Annotated in this window: 13 protein-coding genes, 1 tRNA gene and 1 pseudogene; 13 read left to right on the forward strand and 2 right to left on the reverse strand. The window is 45.6% G+C overall.

Annotation, left to right across the window (positions count from 1 at the left end; genetic code table 11):
• Window positions 1-431 precede the first annotated feature (431 nt).
• From EWV60_RS19975 to rdgB, 6 genes are all read left to right on the forward strand, one after another.
• Window positions 432-1,043 (forward strand): tetratricopeptide repeat protein, encoded by a 612-nt coding sequence (locus EWV60_RS19975; RefSeq protein ID WP_287234245.1) that lies wholly within the window; start codon window positions 432-434, stop codon window positions 1,041-1,043.
• Between the two features lie 143 nt (window positions 1,044-1,186).
• Window positions 1,187-2,287, forward strand: coding sequence for a S1C family serine protease (locus tag EWV60_RS19980; protein WP_002774763.1), 1,101 nt, complete (start codon window positions 1,187-1,189; stop codon window positions 2,285-2,287).
• Between the two features lie 59 nt (window positions 2,288-2,346).
• Window positions 2,347-2,955, forward strand: a complete 609-nt coding sequence (locus tag EWV60_RS19985; protein ID WP_287234246.1) for a COP23 domain-containing protein — start codon at window positions 2,347-2,349, stop codon at window positions 2,953-2,955.
• A gap of 39 nt (window positions 2,956-2,994) precedes the next feature.
• On the forward strand, window positions 2,995-6,912 hold the full coding sequence (locus EWV60_RS19990) for a serine protease (protein ID WP_287234247.1): 3,918 nt from the start codon (window positions 2,995-2,997) through the stop codon (window positions 6,910-6,912).
• Window positions 6,913-7,157: 245 nt separating this feature from the next.
• Window positions 7,158-8,063, forward strand: a complete 906-nt coding sequence (locus tag EWV60_RS19995; RefSeq protein ID WP_016514502.1) for a class II fructose-bisphosphate aldolase — start codon at window positions 7,158-7,160, stop codon at window positions 8,061-8,063.
• Window positions 8,064-8,341: 278 nt separating this feature from the next.
• Entirely contained in the window at window positions 8,342-8,935 is a 594-nt protein-coding gene (gene rdgB, locus EWV60_RS20000; protein WP_024969259.1) for an RdgB/HAM1 family non-canonical purine NTP pyrophosphatase, read from the forward strand.
• On the opposite strand, the gene lipA is transcribed toward rdgB, so the two are convergent.
• The gene (gene lipA, locus EWV60_RS20005) at window positions 8,898-9,803 is read right to left on the reverse strand and encodes a lipoyl synthase (RefSeq protein WP_071590306.1); all 906 of its coding nucleotides are present in this window, start codon (window positions 9,801-9,803) and stop codon (window positions 8,898-8,900) included. The two genes, rdgB and lipA, sit on opposite strands and share 38 nt — an antisense overlap.
• Before the next feature lie 71 nt (window positions 9,804-9,874).
• On the opposite strand from lipA, the gene EWV60_RS20010 reads away from it, so the two are divergent.
• The 4 genes and pseudogenes from EWV60_RS20010 to EWV60_RS20025 form a co-directional block, all read left to right on the forward strand.
• A tRNA-Pro gene (locus tag EWV60_RS20010) sits at window positions 9,875-9,948 on the forward strand.
• A 242-nt stretch (window positions 9,949-10,190) separates the two neighbouring features.
• Window positions 10,191-13,199 (forward strand): type ISP restriction/modification enzyme, encoded by a 3,009-nt coding sequence (locus EWV60_RS20015; RefSeq protein WP_287234248.1) that lies wholly within the window; start codon window positions 10,191-10,193, stop codon window positions 13,197-13,199.
• Between the two features lie 359 nt (window positions 13,200-13,558).
• Complete coding sequence (locus EWV60_RS20020; protein ID WP_287234249.1) at window positions 13,559-13,885, forward strand: nucleotidyltransferase family protein; 327 nt, start codon at window positions 13,559-13,561, stop codon at window positions 13,883-13,885.
• Window positions 13,870-14,058: pseudogene (locus tag EWV60_RS20025) on the forward strand (HepT-like ribonuclease domain-containing protein); the annotation flags it as partial. The gene EWV60_RS20020 and the pseudogene EWV60_RS20025, both read left to right, overlap by 16 nt.
• 47 nt (window positions 14,059-14,105) lie before the next feature.
• On the opposite strand, the gene EWV60_RS20030 reads toward EWV60_RS20025, so the two are convergent.
• Window positions 14,106-14,576 (reverse strand): DUF4079 domain-containing protein, encoded by a 471-nt coding sequence (locus tag EWV60_RS20030; RefSeq protein WP_002741005.1) that lies wholly within the window; start codon window positions 14,574-14,576, stop codon window positions 14,106-14,108.
• A 287-nt stretch (window positions 14,577-14,863) separates the two neighbouring features.
• Between EWV60_RS20030 and der the strand changes: the two genes are divergently transcribed.
• The 3 genes from der to EWV60_RS20045 all read left to right on the forward strand — a co-directional run.
• The gene (gene der / locus EWV60_RS20035; RefSeq protein ID WP_287234251.1) at window positions 14,864-16,222 is read left to right on the forward strand and encodes a ribosome biogenesis GTPase Der; all 1,359 of its coding nucleotides are present in this window, start codon (window positions 14,864-14,866) and stop codon (window positions 16,220-16,222) included.
• A 3-nt stretch (window positions 16,223-16,225) separates the two neighbouring features.
• Window positions 16,226-17,101, forward strand: a complete 876-nt coding sequence (locus tag EWV60_RS20040; protein WP_287234253.1) for an energy-coupling factor transporter transmembrane component T family protein — start codon at window positions 16,226-16,228, stop codon at window positions 17,099-17,101.
• Window positions 17,102-17,603: 502 nt separating this feature from the next.
• Window positions 17,604-18,524: Ig-like domain-containing protein (locus EWV60_RS20045; protein ID WP_287234255.1), on the forward strand; the 921-nt coding region annotated here is incomplete at its 3' end.

An 18,524-nucleotide genomic window follows, 5' to 3' on the forward strand; every position in this document is an offset into this window, starting at 1 on the left:
GAGCGATTGGCTAAAAAGATTATCAAAAGTCTTACAGGCGACATATAAATTCACAGTGCGAATCAAACAAGGCTACAAGGAAGCAAAGGAGCTATGGAAAAATGATTACTGTAGGATTTAAAAAAGAGCGATCATATCGTTTCGTAGTTTCTTAGGTTGGGTTGAGCGAATAAATATGTTAAAGAAAACCTCTCAATTCTCAAGGAAAAGCGAAACCCAACAACCAACACCTAAATCTGTCTGAATCTTTTTGTGGGGTTTCCTTGGGTCTATTGTTGGGTTTCCTTACTTTGATAGCAAGGATTGCATGGCATCTTTCCTATTCTGATCTGACAACGCCAAAAAAATTGATCGCCCTATTCTGCATATTCCCAAAAAAGCAACCGATGAATTAGGTAGAAGCTCAAATCACCCTCACCGAGGAACTACCCATGAAATCCTTCGCCCTCCCCACCTCTACTCTCATCGCCACCGTCAGCCTACTCAGCCTTGTCACCATCGGAACCGTCCGCAATATCATGATCCCAGGGAGCCAACTGCGAACCGAAACCCTGATCGCTCAAGCGAACTACAAAGAAGCGATCGCCCACTTTAACCGGGGAATTAATTATACTCAACAGGAAAAACTAGCCCTTGCCATTGCAGAATACACCAGGGCGATCGAACTCGATCCAAATTACGCCCTGGCTTACAACAATCGGGCGGATATTTACTATCAACAGCAGAAACACGACCTCGCCTTGGCCGATTGGAACCGTGCGATCGAGATCGACCCCCTATTGGCCGTGGCTTACATCAATCGGGGCAGTCTTTACTACCTACAGAAAAAAAACGACCTCGCCCTGGCCGATTTCAATACAACCATCGATCTCGATCCCCGATTTGCCGAGGCTTACTTCATTCGGGGGGCTATTTATTACAGTCGGAAAGAAACAGAAAAAGCGATCAAAGATTTACGACAAGCCGCCGAATTATTTCGCCAGCAGGGAAACACAGAAATGTACAACAGCGCCATAGAAGCACTACGGCAGATAGGTGCGTAAGTTGCAAGGGAGAGCGATCGCTCTCCCCCTCTAAACTTTTGTAAAAAAAGCAATCTGAGGACTTAAAACTTAATCGCATAATTGGAAAAAAACCAACGATAACATCCTTGCAAGTATCCCTCGACTAAAGAGGAGCCAATCCGATGAAACCAATTACTTTCACCCTATCGGTGCTACTGGCCACCACTGGCCTACTCGTTCAACCAGGAAACTTCCTGATGGAAAACATTCCACCCATCCTCGCCCAGGAGCAGACCGCTTCTAGAGTCTATCAGAAAGCCAGCCCCGCCGTCGTCACCGTCAAAAATGGCAGCGGCCACGGTAGCGGCTTTCTCGTCAGTCCCGACGGTATCATTATTACCAACGCCCACGTTGTTGCGGACGGACCCCGGGTGGTGACGGTGAAATTTTCCAACGGACAGCAGGCCTCGGCAGACGTGATCGGCTTCGCTAAAAATGGCGTGGATTTAGCCGTCCTGCGGATCTATAACCGCCAAAACCTGCCCTATCTTCCCCTTGCCCGTCCGAACTCCGCCAAGGTCGGCGAAAGCGTTTTCGCCATCGGCACACCCTTAAACGAGGACTATCAAAACACCCTCACCCAGGGCATTATCAGCCGTCTCGACCCCGAAAAAGGCATTGTGCAACACAACGCTAATATCAACAAAGGCAATTCCGGCGGGCCGCTTTTGAATTCACGGGGGGAAGTGGTGGGGGTTAACGTCGCGGTCAATATCGGGAGTTACGTTTACGACGGTGCGGGAAACCCGATCGGCCTTACCCAGAGCGGCATTAATTTCGCCGTTTCCCTCGATCGCCTGCAAGCTTTCCTCACCGCAGTTAAAACAGGCGATGTCTCCACCGTCTCAACATTAGGACAGCAAGAGCGGATACAGTTACTCGCCCTCCCTCTTAACGGTCAGACCGTTCAAGGCAACTTGACCAAAGACCAAAACGAGCAATATTACGGGTTCGAGGGTCGTGCCGGACAGAAAATCCTTCTGGATATGAACAGCAACGAGATCGCTCCCTATCTTGTCCTCTATCGCGTTCTCCAATCTTCCGAGGGGACAAAATACCCAGAGGTCGCCCGTAGTGACCAGCGCGTCGATCGCGCCCCCGGGGATTTTAACGCTCGACTTGTAACCGAATTACCCGCCGATGGAGTTTATATCCTAGTGGCCACCTCTCGCGAAGGGGGTGAATCGGGTCGCTACACCCTCAACGCCGCCGCTAACCCTTAAATAATCCCATTTTGACCCTAATCACGATTCTAATCCCTATTTTCTGAGGAACTATCCCTATGAACTCTAGATATATTTCCCACCGTCTCGCTTGCGTCGGCCTCCTCGCCACTGTCCTCCTCGGTGGTATCGCCCCCGGTTTCAGCCAATCGACCACCCCGAATCGCGTCACCTTCTTCTGTAAAGAGGTGTTCGATCGCGCATCGGGAGGAAAAATACCCGCTACCCTCGCTTGGATTCCCGAAAGAAGCGGCAATGTGCGGATTATCGGCTGGAAATCGGAATATTTCTCCAAACGTTCCCCAGTTCGTTGCGAGGAAGTCACGAAAAAATTCCAGGAAGCATATAATCAAGGGCGTTTTAACTATCTCACCACCGGCCGGGCGAAGGGATACCCGATCATCTGCAGCGTTTCACGATCCGGCGATCCCTGCGATGGTAATAGCCAACTTTTTACCCTTAAACCCCACGACAATCCAGATTTAGTCTTGCAACAACTCATGGACATCCTAGAGGGGAAAAGCTCGGATATGCTCCTCCAGAATTCCGGAGATAAAACCTATATCTCGATGACGGAGTTTTTCGCCAAAGCTCCACTCGCCGATCGCGACGCGCCCTGTGGTACGAGATCTGCTGGCCCGCAAAATAATTGCGTTCCCACCCGCTAGAATTTTCGCTGTTTTACCCCGAATTTCCCCATAATAACCATGTTGAAACCCTTTCCCCTACTCCTAAGTCTCCTACTTCTGCCCGTCGTACCGGTTAAAGCGCTATCCCCTTTCTCTGCTCCGGCGATCGTGGCGGAAGACAGCCCAGACGCGCAGATCGAGCGATCGATCCGTCAAGTCACTGTTAAGATTACTAGCGAGATAAATCGGGGATCGGGAATCATTATCGGGAAAAAAGGCAGTATATATCTCGTTTTGACCAACGCTCACGTTACCCGCGGCGCGACCACCCTACAGATCCAAACCCACGACGGCCAAACCCGCACAGCCTCGATCGCGCCGAATTCCCTTTTGGAAGATAAGGATCTGGCCCTGGTAGAGTTTAGCGATACCAGGGATTATCCGATCGCTAAAATTCGCGCCATTTCCCCGGATGCGGAACTAGATATCACTGTAACCGGTTATTCCGCAGAAACGGGGCAGTACACCACCGATAACGGGAAAATTGAACAAACAAGCGATCGACCCCTCCGGGAGGGCTACAGCGTCGGTTATAGTGGGGAGGTCGTGCAGGGAATGAGCGGCGGTGGTATCTTTTTCGAGGATGAGTTAATCGGCATTAACGGGCGATCGGCCCATCCGATTCTCTCTAACTACACCTACGAGGACGGCACAAAACCCACAGACGCAGAAATCCAACAGATGAGAGCGGTTAACTGGGGCATTTCCATCAATACCCTATTAACCTACATCCGGCCCGAAATCCTCACCGCGTACCAATTACCCTTACCGAAAAGCTCACCGGGCATCGAAAACCCCACCTATACTGGCTATATCGCCCAATTAGAAACAAAAGCGAAGGGTTTCACCGTCCGGATCGATAGTAGCAGTCAGGCCAACGGTAGCGGCGCAATTATCGCCCGCGAAGGAAAATCCTACACCGTATTAACCGCCGATCATGTCCTCTGTGAGAAAATCTCCGAGGAGAAAACCTGTGCCGATTACACCTATACCCTCACCACCAGCGACGGCAAAACCCTTCCCCTCGACCGAAAAACCATTATTCGACAGGAAGGGGTCGATCTGGCCATTTTTACCTTCGAGAGTAACGAGAATTATCCGGTCGCAGAAATCGCCAACTATAGCCCCAATCGAGAGAGTCCCGTTTTTGTGGCGGGATTTCCCAAAATCGGCGATAAACGAGCGGGATGGCTCTTTAGCGGCGGTGCAGTGAAAAGTCAGGAGGAAGGACTTCTCGCCACGCGACAGAGTGATTTTACGATTACCCAAAGTGGGGCATCGATCAGGGTTAGTTCCCTGAGCGGCGGTTACGATATGGTCTATACCAGTATTACCTTCGGCGGTATGAGCGGCGGTCCAGTCTTAAACGCTGCAGGACAGGTGATCGGTATTCACGGACGCTCCGAGGGGGTTAAGGGTAAAATTCAGCTAGGTTTTAGCTTAGGGATTCCCATTAATAGTTTTATCGGTTTACAGGAAAGATTTCGAGTTAAATTATCTTCTTTCGTTACCGCTCAACCCCAGTTAACAGCACAACAACAGCAGCAGATCGATCGCACTCTTGTCAGTGTAGAAGTACCGGAAACCAACGCCTCCGCAGACATCTGGATCGAGCGGGGAAATCAACTCTGGCGCTTGAAAAAAGACGAGCGGGCCCTGCAAGCCTTCGATCGGGCGATACAATTAAACGATCCCGAATATACCTATTTAGCTTGGTACGGTAAGGCAAGGGTTTACGGGCGCAAATACAAAGCTCGGGAAGCGATCGAAGCCCTCGATCAAGCCCTCGCCACCCTACCCGCTCGCGAGAAAGGTTCGGAATTTCATGGGGAAATTTTAAATTATCAGGGTGTATTTTATGAGCAGATGAATCAATCCGAAAAAGCGATCGCTTTTTTTGAACAAGCGATCAAAATCTCTCCCCAGAATCCCAACTATTACAATAGTCTATCGTCGGCACTACAAAACGTAAAACGGTACGATCGAGCCTTAGCAGCGATTAACCGCGCCATAGAAATCGCTCCTCGCTCCAGTTGGTATAGCAATCGCGGGAATATATACAGAGGTCTAAAAAAATGGGATCTCGCTTTAGCTGATTATAATCAAGCTCTGGTGTTGAATCCGAATAACCCTAGGGCTTATATAGCTCGCGCCGATGTGTACGAAGAGCGGAAAGAATGGGATTTAGCCCTGGCTGATTATAACCGAGCCATCGAGATCGATGCTAATTTCGCGCCAGCCTACCGAGACCGGGGACGTTTTTACATGGCTCGAAAACAATGGGATTTAGCCCTAGCGGATTTTAACAAAGCAATTACCATCGATCCTAACAATCCTAACTCTTATGAAATGAGAGGTATTTTTTATAATTTTCAAAGTGAAGAGGAGTTAGCGATCGCCGATCTCACAAAAGCGATCGAAATCAATCCCTATTCCGTTGTCGCCTATTTAATGCGCGGTTTCGCTTACGACAACTGGCAAAAATGGGATTTAGCCCTAGCGGATTTTAATAAAGCGCTCGAACTCGATCCGAATTCCGGCTTCGGTTATGAGAGTCGCGGGCAATTCTATACGGAGCGGCAAGAATGGGACCTAGCCCTAGCGGATTTTAATAAAGCGCTCGAACTCGATCCGAATTCCGGCGCGGGTTACGGGTTGCGGGGAACTCTTTACAGTCACCAGAAAAAGTGGGATCTCGCTCTCGCTGATCTTAACAAGGCGATCGAACTCGGTTATTTTAGTAGTTATGACAATCGAGGAAATGTTTATTTTCAACAACAAAAGTGGGAGCTCGCCCTCGCTGATTTTAACAAGGCGATCGAACTCTCGCCATACCCCGAATTCGGTTACGCAGCTAGAGCAATTCTATACTGGGATCGAAAAGAATGGGATCTGGCCCTCACCGATTTAAGTCAAGCGATCCGAATTAATCCTTATTTAGAGTTAGCCTATCGCTATCGGGGAGATATTTATCGCGATCAAAATCAATTCGATCTCGCCCTCGCCGATTATAACAAGGCGATCAAGCTTAATAGTAACGATGCAGAACTGTATTACAACCGTGGGGAAATTTACCGACAACAGCAAAAATCGGATATCGCCTTAGCTGATTACAGTCGGGCGATCGAACTCGATCCGAAATACTGGTCGGCTTATTTACAACGTTATATTATTTATGATCAACAAAAGAAATGGGATTTAGCGATTGCAGATATCACGAAAGTTATCGAGATCAAGCAATTTCCCAATGCCTACGTCGCACGCGGCCTCAAGTACCTAGAATGGCAAAAATGGGATTTAGCTCTAGCGGATTTTAATAAGGCAATTGAGCTTAAGTCAGACGATGCTTCGTTTTACTTTACGCGAGGAACCCTTTACTATCAAACTCAAAAATGGGATTTAGCTCTAGCGGATTTTAATCAGGCGATCGAGCTTAAGCCGGATGATGCTTCATTTTACTCTACGCGAGGAACCCTTTACTATAAAACTCAAAAATGGGATTTAGCTCTAGGGGATTTTAATCAAGCGATCGCTCTCGATCGCAAGCTCAAGGACTCTTATAATTTCCGGGGAGAAATTTACAAAAGACAGAAACGCTATCCCGAAGCTCTCCAAGACTATCAAAAAGTTCTCGAACTGGACGAAAAAGATCTGATTGCGATTACCAATATTGGCTTAATTTATTACGAACAAGGCGATCTAAATTTGGCCAGTAGCCAATTTCAAAAAAGTCTTGAAATTAACCCCCAATCTGCCGAAAATCAACTGGCTCTCGCTGTTACCCTCTACCGTCAAGGCAATACGGAGAAAGCGATCAAACTTGCTAAAAGTGCGCTTAAAATCGACCCTGAATTTGCCAAGGTTGAAACCCTGCAAAAAAATCTCTGGGGTGATAAAATCATCGCCGATGCTCGAAAACTGTTCTCGCAACTGTAGTAGTTTCTTAGGTTGGGTTGAGCGAATAAGTATGTTAAAGAAAACCTCTCAATTCTCAGGGAAAGCGAAACCCAACACCCAACACCTAAATCCGTCTGAATCTTTTTGTTGGGTTGCCTTGGGTCTATAGTTGGGTTTCCTTAGGTCAATCCAACCTACTTTAGTTTCCTTGGGTCAATCCAATCGACGATAATTGCTATGATTACTATAGTCCGTAGTCGTGGTCTTTGGTTATTTTCCATATTATGCTCGCTTCTACTCAGGAACTCCTCGAAACCGCTCGCAAAAATATCTATGCGATCGGAGCTTTTAATGTTTATAACCTAGAAGGGGTCAAAGCGGTGATTAGTGCCGCCGAGGATTGCCGTAGTCCCGCTATGTTGCAAATTCACCCCAGTGCTTTGCGTTATGGCAGTTCCACCCTCGTCGCTCTCTGTTTAGAGGCCGCTCGCTCGGCCAAGGTTCCTATCTCAGTCCATCTTGACCATAGCACTAAAGCCAGCAACATCTACGAGGCCCTAGAAGCGGGGATGACCTCAATTATGGCCGATGGCTCTCATCTTCCCTACCAAGATAATCTCGCTTTTACCAAAGAAATGACTCGTCTCGCTCACGAATACGGGGCCGTGGTGGAGGCAGAAATTGGCCGAATTAGCGGCACTGAGGACGGGTTAACTATTGCCGAAAAAGAGGCTAAAATGACAGATCCGGAGCAAGCAGTGCAATTTGTGCAGGCGACGGGAGTGGATTCTCTGGCCGTAACTATCGGTAATGTGCATGGCGAGTACAAAAGTCCGCCCCGTCTCGATTTCGATCGCCTGGCCCAGATTCGACAACTTCTTTCTATTCCCCTAGTTTTACATGGTGCTTCTGGTTTACCCCCAGAAATGATCGGGCGATCGATCCAGTTAGGAGTCTGCAAATTTAATGTTAATACGGAAGTGCGTCAAGCTTATATGCAGTCCCTAAAACGGGAAATTTGTGGGCCAGAGGATAAGGATTTATTAGAGATCGCAGGAGAGGCAATTTCCGCAATGAAATCGGTAATTATCGACAAATTAACCCTTTTTGGTGCTGTCAATAAGGCCCACCTCCACGAAACTCCCTACGCTCAAATGTTAGCGGGACTATCAGTTATCAGTAAACAGTAATCAGTTATCAGTAGATATCTGCAATTCACTGAAAAAATACGGGTTAATCAACCAGAAAGACTTTTAGTCTTGAGATAATATTAAGTAGGTAGGTATTAAAAACTTTCCCCTTATTAAGGGGGGATCGGCACCCCCCTTATCAAGGGGGGCAGGGGGGATCGAACCTAAAATCCATTTTTAATTTAATTATAACCAGCTACTTAGCTGGAGGTCTAGTAAGCTGAAACCTCACATCTGATAACTGGTAACTGATCACTGATCACTGAGATAAAATGCCAATGAAAAAATTAATTCTAGCCACGAGTAATCCGGGTAAATTGGCAGAGATAGGGGAATACTTAACTGATATCGACCTAGAATTGCAGTTAAAACCAGATGATTTAGAGATAGAGGAAACCGGGGCGACTTTTGCCGAAAATGCCTATTTAAAAGCTGCTCAAATTGCCCTAACATTGGGAGAATGGTCGATCGCCGATGATTCGGGATTGGAAGTAACCGGGTTAGGAAATGCCCCGGGGATTTACTCGGCCCGCTATGGTGAAAATGATCGAGAAAGAATTGATCGCCTCGTCAGAGAATTAGGAGATAATCAGGATCGTTCGGCCCGTTTTGTCTGTGTAATTGCGATTGCCCGTCCCGATGGTGAGATTGCCTTGAGCGCCACAGGAATCTGTACGGGAGAAATTCTCACCAGTCCTAGGGGTGAGGGTGGTTTTGGTTACGATCCGATTTTTTATGTTCCCGAATACGCTTTAACCTTTGCGGAAATGTCTCCGGAATTAAAAAGAAAAATCAGCCACCGAGGACGAGCTTTTCAGCAATTGCTGCCCCATCTCAAGACTCTCGCGGGTACAAATTCATCAAGGCTCTGACTTGTTCAGCATGATAAGAGCTTCTTGTCAAGGGACTCGCAACAATTTGTAAAAATCCCAGCGACTCACCGTATTGGCGCCAAGCTTGGAACTGTTCAGGGGTAATAAATTCCTGCACACCGAGATGTTTTGGCGATGGTTGCAGATACTGCCCGATGGTGAGAATATCACAATCGACGGCCCTTAAATCGCCCATCACTTGCCGCACTTCCTCGTCGGTTTCCCCCAATCCCACCATAATCCCCGATTTTGTGTAGGTAGCGGGAACAATGGCGCGAGCGCGCTGCAATAATTCTAGAGAACGCTGGTAATCACCCTGGGGACGCACGCGACGATAGAGACGGGGGACAGTTTCGGTATTGTGGTTTAAAACTTCAGGTTTAGCAGCAAGAATTAAAGCTAAAGCCTGCCAATTGCCGCAAAGATCGGGGATCAGCACTTCGATGGTGGTTTTTGGAGAAATGCGGCGAATTTCCTCGATACAACGGACAAATTGACTAGCGCCTCCATCGGCCAAATCATCGCGATTGACAGAAGTGATCACTACATGATTAAGATCAAGACGTTGCACGGCTGCCGCTAGTCGCAGGGGTTCCGTGGAGTCTAAAGGTTGCGGTTTTTTCTCAAAATCGATATCACAGTAAGGACAGGCGCGAGTGCAAGCAGGACCCATAATTAAAAAGGTAGCCGTCCCCGCGTGGAAACATTCGCCGATATTGGGACAGGAAGCCTCCTCACAAACGGTATTTAAGCCTAAATCGCGTAAAACCTCCTTAACACTGCCGACTCGTTGCCATTGCGGTGCTTTTACCCGTAACCACTCTGGTTTGACCGTCACGCCTGAATTACTCCGATAATTTTTGCCTATATCTGTAATATCCTAGCAAGTCTCGACCCACTCAAGGCCGAATATGCTATGATAATTTAGCTAAAAACTTTCGGGATGTAGCGCAGCTTGGTAGCGCACTTCGTTCGGGACGAAGGGGCCGCAGGTTCGAATCCTGTCATCCCGATTAAAGACAATCAAGGGTAGATCCCCCCGCCTATCGGCACCCCCCTTATCAAGGGTAGATCCCCCCGCCTATCGGCACCCCCCTTAATAAGGGTAGATCCCCCCGCCTATCGGCACCCCCCTTATCAAGGGTAGATCCCCCCGCCTATCGGCACCCCCCTTAATAAGGGGGGCAGGGGGGATCAGAGTCCAAAATCTATCTTCTATTTGATTATAACTACTTAATTTACCTCCTCTAAGCCAATGTCTAGATTATTAATCAGCCAGTATCAGACGGAAGTTGAAAAGATTGTCCAATATGGCGGAAGTCGCAAGGAAACTTCGATTAGAGTCGCTTTTCAGAATTTGTTAAATGACTATTGCAAGGCGCGGGATTTTTTGTTAATTCCGGAGTTGGATTATCGCACTAAGTCGGGAAAAGTTGTCTATCCTGACGGGACGGTTAAGGATGCTTTACGGTTAGATTGGGGATATTGGGAAAGTAAGGATCAATACGATAATTTAGACGAAGAAATTGAGAAAAAGTTAGCGAAAGGCTACCCTAATGACAATATTTTATTTGAAGACTCCCAGACGGCGGTTTTAATTCAAGGAGGAGAGGAAAGACTGCGCGTCTCCATGCGCGATGATGAGGCTTTGGATGGGATTATTAATGCTTTTATCAATTATGTACGTCCAGAGGTTGAGGATTTTCGAGAGGCGATTGATAGTTTTAAGGAAGATTTACCAACAATTTTGGAAGCGTTGCGGGGTTTAATTGCGTTGCAATCGGAGACGAATCGGAATTTTGTGACAGCGCGGGACAAATTTTTAGAGATTTGTCGCAAGTCAATCAATCCAGAAATTAGTCTGGAAGATGTGCGAGAGATGATTATTCAGCACATCCTGACAGAGGATATTTTTATCAATATTTTTAATGAGTCCCAGTTTCACCGGGAAAATAATATCGCCAGGGAATTACAGGGAGTGATTGAAACTTTCTTTACTGGTAATACCAAGCGCAATACTTTAGGGACTATTGAACGTTATTATGCGGTAATTCGGCGGACAGCGGCGAATATTTATAACCACCACGAAAAGCAGAAGTTTCTCAAGGCGATTTATGAGAATTTTTATAAAGCATACAATCCGAAAGCGGCGGACCGGTTGGGAATTGTCTATACACCCAATGAAATTGTCCGTTTTATGATTGAAAGTGTCGATTATTTAGTCCACAAGCATTTTGGTAAGTTGTTGGCGGATCCAGGAGTAGAAATTTTAGATCCGGCGACGGGGACAGGAACTTTTGTGACGGAGTTAATTGAGTATTTACCGAAGGATAAGTTACGGTACAAGTATAAGCATGAGATGCACTGTAATGAGGTGGCAATTCTGCCTTATTATATTGCTAATTTGAATATTGAGTTCACCTACAAGCAGAAGATGGGTGAGTATGAAGAGTTTGAGCATATCTGTTTTGTCGATACCCTGGACCATGCTGCTTTTCATCTCAAGCAGATGGATTTATTTGCCATGTCGGTGGAGAATACCCAACGGATTCAAAATCAAAATGACCGCAATATTTCTGTAATTATTGGGAATCCTCCTTATAATGCCAAGCAGCAAAATGCTAATGACAATAATGCAAATCGTAAATACCCAGCAATAGACAAAAGAATTAAAGATACTTATATCAAAGAAGGTACGGCACAGAATCAAATTGTCGTCTATGATATGTACACTCGTTTTATTCGTTGGGCTTCTGATCGATTAAATAAAGATGGTATAATAGCGTTTATCTGTAATTCTTCCTTTTTAGATGCTCGTTCTTTTGATGGGTTTAGAAAATGTATTGAAGAAGAATTTACTTGCGCTTATTTTATAGATTTAGGTGGTAATGTCAGGAAAATATCAGGGAAAGATGGGATTTTTATCTGTGAAAAACATACAATTTTTGGTACTGCTGCAATGACTGGTATTGCTATCCTGTTTTTAGTTAAAGACAGTCAAGCAACTGGAAATAAAACTTTCTATGCTGATCCTTTTCATGTTCATGAGTTGCGAGAAGTTAAATTGTCTTATTTACAGAGTAATAAATTTAGTAATGTTTGCTTCGAGCATATCATCCCAGATAAAAAACATAACTGGATTGAACAATCAGATAATGATTTTGATCAACTGCTACCCTTGATTGATAAGGAGGTAAAAAGTGGCAAGTCTGAGAAAGCTGTGTTTAAGTTGTTTTCGAGAGGAGTAGAAACAACAAGAGATGAGTGGGTATATGATTATCTGAAAGAGAGTTTAATAAATAAGATTAGTTTTTTTATTGAAAAATACAATTACTCTGTTGAAAATCAATTACAAGACTTTTCAATAAAGTGGAGTTCTTCTTTAGAGAATTTCTGGAAATCTCGAATAAAGTCTTATTTCGATGAAAAATTAATTCAATCATCTCTATATAGACCTTATTTTAAGCAATTTCAATACACAGAAAAATTATTTAATCATCGATTAACAGAAAACCATTATGAGATGTTTTCATTAGATCTAAAATCATTTAATAAGATAATAGCTTTTTCTGGTATTAGTTCAAATAAGCCTTTTCATTGTCTTTCCTGTGATTTATTAATTGGTTTAGATACACTTGAAAAAACTCAATGTCTCCCCCTCTACCGCTACGACAAAGAAGGAAACCGTATCGATAATATCACCGATTGGGGATTGCAACAATTCCAAAACCATTACAACGATAAAACCATCACCAAACTCGACATCTTCCACTACACTTATGCTGTCCTTCATTATCCGGAATATCGCAGTAAATACGAATTAAATCTTAAGCGAGAATTTCCCCGACTTCCCTTTTATGATAACTTCTCTCAATGGGTAGAATGGGGAAGCAAACTAATGGAATTACACATCAACTATGAAACCGTCGCACCCTACCCACTAACCCGCATTGATACTAATAATAACCTCAAACCCAAAACCAAACTAAAAGCTGACCGAGAAAAAAATTCCATCAACCTTGATGATGTCACTTTCCTACAAGATATTCCCAAAATTGCCTGGGAATATAAACTCGGTAATCGTTCGGCCTTAGAATGGATTTTAGATCAATATAAGGAAAAGAAACCCAAAGATAAAACCATCGCCGAAAGATTTAATAACTATCGCTTTGCCGATTATAAAGAAACAGTAATTGACTTACTGCAAAGAGTCTGTACTGTCAGCGTCGAAACCATGAAAATAATAGAAGCGATGAGACATTAAAAAGATTGCTTCTGGGAAATTTTATTCTAGATTCTGCCTCCAGTAAAAACTTTTTGCCGCAAACCCTAAGTAGCTGGTTATAATTAAATTAAAAATCGATTTTAGGTTCGATCCCCCCTGCCCCCCTTGATAAGGGGGGTGGGGATCCCCCCTTAATCCCCCCTTGATAAGGGGGGTGGGGATCCCCCCTTAATCCCCCCTTGATAAGGGGGGTGGGGATCCCCCCTTAATCCCCCCTTGATAAGGGGGGTGCCGATCCCCCCTTAATCCCCCCTTGATAAGGGGGGTGGGGATCCCCCCTTAATCCCCCCTTGATAAGGGGGGCATCTGACAACTTTTAACGCTTGCCTACTTAGATCATGAAAATTGAGGAATTACTCAAAAACAAACGAGAAAAAATCATTGCTATTGCTGCTAAACACGGCGCGAATAACGTGCGAATCTTTGGTTTTGTCGCACGGGGAGAAGCTGACGAAAAAAGCGATATTGATTTATTAATTGATTATTGTAGCGAACGTCGGAGTTCCTGGTTTCCTTTGCCGTTAATTCGAGAACTGAAAGCTTTGTTAGGCTGCAAAGTTGATATTGTTACCGAACAGGGACTTAAAGATAGAATCAGAGAGCGGGTACTTAAAGAAGCAATACCACTAGGAGAGATGATACCGAACGCTTGCGGGATATTTTAGAAGCAATTGAGCGTGTAGAAAAGTATGCTCCACAGGGAAAAACCGTGTTTGAACAACAAGAATTAATTCAAACTTGGATTGTCTATCATTGACAAATTATTGGTGAAGCAGCGAGAGCAACTTCTCAAGAATTTCCAGGAAGATACCCCGAAGTTCCTTGGCGAGATGCCAGCGTTCGGTGAGATGCGTCTGATGACGCATCCTCTCTGTTCAGGTTTTCTCACATTTTGCTGAGAATACGCTGGACTATATCCATTCCTGTGAAGGCTTGCCAGCCAAAAAGACCTAAAATGACGGCATTAAGGGTAATATGGGTGATTCTAGCCAATTCGTTGCCTTTTTGCATTAAAGGTACTAAAGCGGCACTAATCGAGATTAAACCCACCATCCCTAAACCGGCCAGCAGATGGGGACCAACAAATAATTTACCGTTATTAATATAAGTCACCGCCATACCCCCGATCGTCCCCAACACCATTAAAGCGAGGATTAGGGAGCCAATTTGATAGTGTTTAGTGCGAAAATTTTTGGGCAATAATTCTTTTTTTAGGTCTTTATCTGCTGTCCGCGTCCGTCGCCATTGTAGCCCCGAATAGAGCGCATAGATAGTTAATCCTAATAAAACCCACATTAAAATGGGATGGCCAAATTGTGACCAAGTTTTTACGGCACTGGGAATCTCGAAGTTCATAGTTGTCTGTTCTCATCAAAGATCGCTTCTTAATAAAAATTAACATGAATCGCTCGCGCTTCCTTGTTTTCTGGGTCATTAGACCTGTCATACTAAATCCCGTTTAAAAGCTATAGGAGAAGGGGGTATGGGGAGAATAAATAGAAATAGTCTCCTGAATCCTGACGACCGACTCCTATCTCCATCACTACTACCTTTGTGTAAACCAACGTTCAAATCAACCAAGGTCGATCGCAAATCGCTATGATAGAATATTGGGTCTTTAATTTCCGTCCCCTCCCCCTCTTATGAAACTGCCTGTCGTCGCTATTATCGGTCGTCCCAATGTGGGCAAATCTACCCTCGTCAATCGTATCGCTGGAGATCAACAGGCGATCGTTTTTGATCAACCCGGGATTACCAGAGATCGCACCTATCAACCGGCTTTCTGGTGCGATCGAGATTTTCAAATTGTCGATACAGGGGGGCTAGTTTTTAACGATGACAGCGAATTTCTCCCTTTAATCCGCGAACAGGCTTTAATCGCCCTAGCAGAGGCAAGTGTGGCGATTTTTGTCGTCGATGGCCAGGCAGGAATTACCGCCGGCGATCGAGAAATTGCCGCTTGGTTACGACAGCAAAATGTGCCGATACTTTTGGCAGTTAATAAATGTGAATCGGTGGAACAGGGTATCCTGCAAGCGACGGAATTCTGGGAATTAGCCATCGGTGAACCCTTCCCCATCTCGGCCATTCACGGCTCTGGTACAGGCGAACTACTCGATGCTCTGATTAAATATTTGCCACCCGGGGCGGAAATTACCGAAAATGAAGAGATTAAAGTGGCAATTATCGGTCGTCCTAACGTGGGTAAATCCAGTCTCCTCAATGCTTTAACTGGACAACAACGGGCGATCGTTAGTCCGATTTCGGGAACTACCAGAGACTCGATCGATACTTTAATTGAACGAGAAGGACAGGTGTATCGGTTAATTGACACCGCAGGCATTCGCCGTAAGAAGAATGTGGACTATGGAGCCGAATTTTTCAGTATTAACCGTGCTTTTAAGGCAATTCGCCGGTCTGACGTGGTGTTATTCGTCATCGATGTGCTAGATGGTGTCACCGAACAGGATTTAAAATTAGCAGGACGAATCATCGAAGAAGGGCGTGCGGTGGTGCTAGTGGTCAATAAATGGGATGCGGTGGAGAAAGACACCTACACCATCAATACTTACACCAAAATGCTCCAAGATCGGCTGTATTTCATGGATTGGGCAGAAATGATCTTTGTCAGTGCTATGACGGGGCAAAGAGTCACCAAAATCCTCGAATTAGTCGATATTGCCGCCGAATCTCACCGTCGTCGCGTCAGTACCTCGGTAATCAACGATGTAATCGAAGATGCGGTTAAATGGCACAATCCCCCCACCACCAGGGGCGGAAAACAGGGGAAACTATACTATGGCACGCAAGTATCGAGTCAACCCCCCACGATCGCCCTTTTCGTTAACGATCCCCAGCGCTTTAATGATAACTATCGCCGTTACATCGAAGGGCAATTCCGGCAACAGTTAGGCTTTAAAGGAACCCCGATCCGCTTAATCTGGCGCGGCAAACCGGCGCGAGAAGTGGAAAAAACGGTTAATAGAGCCACCAAGGTCTAATTTATGGATTTATTGCGAAGTTTGCCCATCGGTCTTTATCTCGATCAACCGATTACCCGACTACATCAACTAGATGCGCGGGTAAAATTTATCTGGTTAATGGCTTTTTTAGCAGCACCTTTATTGGCTAATCCTTGGTGGCGTTTAGCTTTGGTGGGATTGTTAATGTTTTTAACCCTGTTAGCTCCTATTCCTCCCCGCGTCTGGCGGCAACAGATGGGCTGGCTGATATTTTTAGCGATTATCGTCTTTCTGATTACTGCTATCACTCCCGATGGTTTAGCGGTGAGTATTCAGCCGCGTTTACCGGATGAAGGGCTGAATTTACCGCCAGCAAGTGATTATCAGTATGTTTTATGGGATAGAGGTCGTTTATTTGTTACCCGACGTTCTTTGGAATTAGCAGTGAGAATTAGTACCTTAGTTTTTACTTTAATTTATAGCACTAATCTCTTTTTATTGACGACGGCCCCGGAAGAAATTACCGAAGGTTTAGAGAATTTAATGAGTCCTTTACGGCGATTTAATGTGCCAGTGACGGAAATTTCTCTGACTCTGACCCTCTCTTTACGCTTTATTCCTCTGGTTTTAGAAGAAGTGCAAAATCTAGCCAGGGCAGTGCGAACTAGGGCGATCGATTGGCAAAAATTAGGGATTAAAAGAAGTTTAAACGTCTGGTTAACAGTAGTGGAAAAATTACTAGATAATTTGCTTTTGCGCGCCGAACAAATAGCGATCGCTATGGAGGTTCGCGGTTTTACCAGTCCCAATCAGCATCAAGTACGCTGGCACGAATTAAAGTTAAGATGGGCTGATTTTATCGCTTTATTTTTGTTAATTCCCTTTTGGGCAGCCCGATTAGTTTGGGGGGGTTTATAGCAGTTATCAGTTATCAGTTATCAGATTTGAGTTTTAAGTGTGCAGTATTAAATAGAAGTTTCCTACTGTCTTTGCACTGATTACTGATTACTGTTTACTGTTCACAGCAAAAAACTCCCCACAGCCTAAACCCAGCCTAGACTTTAACCTCGTTGTCACCCTTTCAGGGCGGAGATGCTGATGGTAGTGACGAGCCTGCGTTCTCAGAACCGCAATGTTTTGGAATTTATGACCGAGGAACCCTTCGCGCCTCTGGGAGGAGTAGTAATTCTCCCTCTCTGCTACCCCAGGAGACTCCTTCCACAGAATCAATGCCACTGGCTGCTTGCCCCCCCTAAATGGTTACATACGATACATAATCTGTTATCATTTAGATACGGCGGTTCCTCTATCCGTGTGGCACCGATAACTCTTTATTGGATAAGCGTTTCCACTTAGAAGATGTACCAGACTGAGCCTGAATCTGCCGTATGTATAGAATTGTTGATTGGGAATTTTTATTATGACATTGCAGGAAGGCACTTACACCTGGGAATACGGCGACACCACCCAGGCTCTCTGGTTCACCGCCTCTTACAACACAGTCACAAATCAATGGACTGTTGATATGAAGAAGGGGTCAATGGACCTCAACGCGTTGTGGTGGTCTAATGGCGATAGCAACGCGGATGGCAATATAGTTCTTTCCAAGGCTGACAACAGTCTCAATATGAATGGGACTGGTATCGTCTGGGATGGATACGACAAGATTTCCGATACGGGGTTAACGGGAACGGAGCATAATGGCAGCAGTCTTCTGACTGCGGGTAATACCTATACTTACAGCTACAGCAAGGATCAAGGGGTAGAGATTGAATCGTTATTGGCTCAGGGTGTTGTCACCCTTGGTGTCAGAGCCACAAGCGTCAATGGCACTGGTGGTATCAAGGCGGTAGATGGGCAATTTGTTTTCGTTCCCTACGACAATACCCCACCCACAGTGACGGTCGATATCGTTGATGCTTCCTTGAACGACGGAACTAACAGTTCTCTAGTCACCTTTGAATTCAGCGAAACTGTGAATGGCTTCACAGCCGGTGATGTGAACGTCAGCGGTGGAACCCTGAGCGACTTCACCCAGGTGGATGGCAACAGCTATACGGCCATCTTCACGGCCGACGATGCGGTGGAAACCATTGGCTCGGTGTCCGTGGCAGCCGATAGCTACACCGATATTGCCGGTAACAATGGTGGAGCGGGTACGGATACGGTGACGATTGACACGCTCAATCCGACCCTTGCACTGGACATTGTTGATGCTTCCCTGAACGACGGAGACAACAGTTCTCTAGTCAGCTTTGAATTCAGCGAAGATGTCACCGGTTTTGACAACAGTGATGTGAACGTCAGCGGTGGAACCCTGAGCGACTTCACCCTGGTGGAT

It is taken from the genome of Microcystis sp. Msp_OC_L_20101000_S702 (assembly GCF_007095705.1).
GTDB lineage: Bacteria > Cyanobacteriota > Cyanobacteriia > Cyanobacteriales > Microcystaceae > Microcystis > Microcystis ichthyoblabe_A.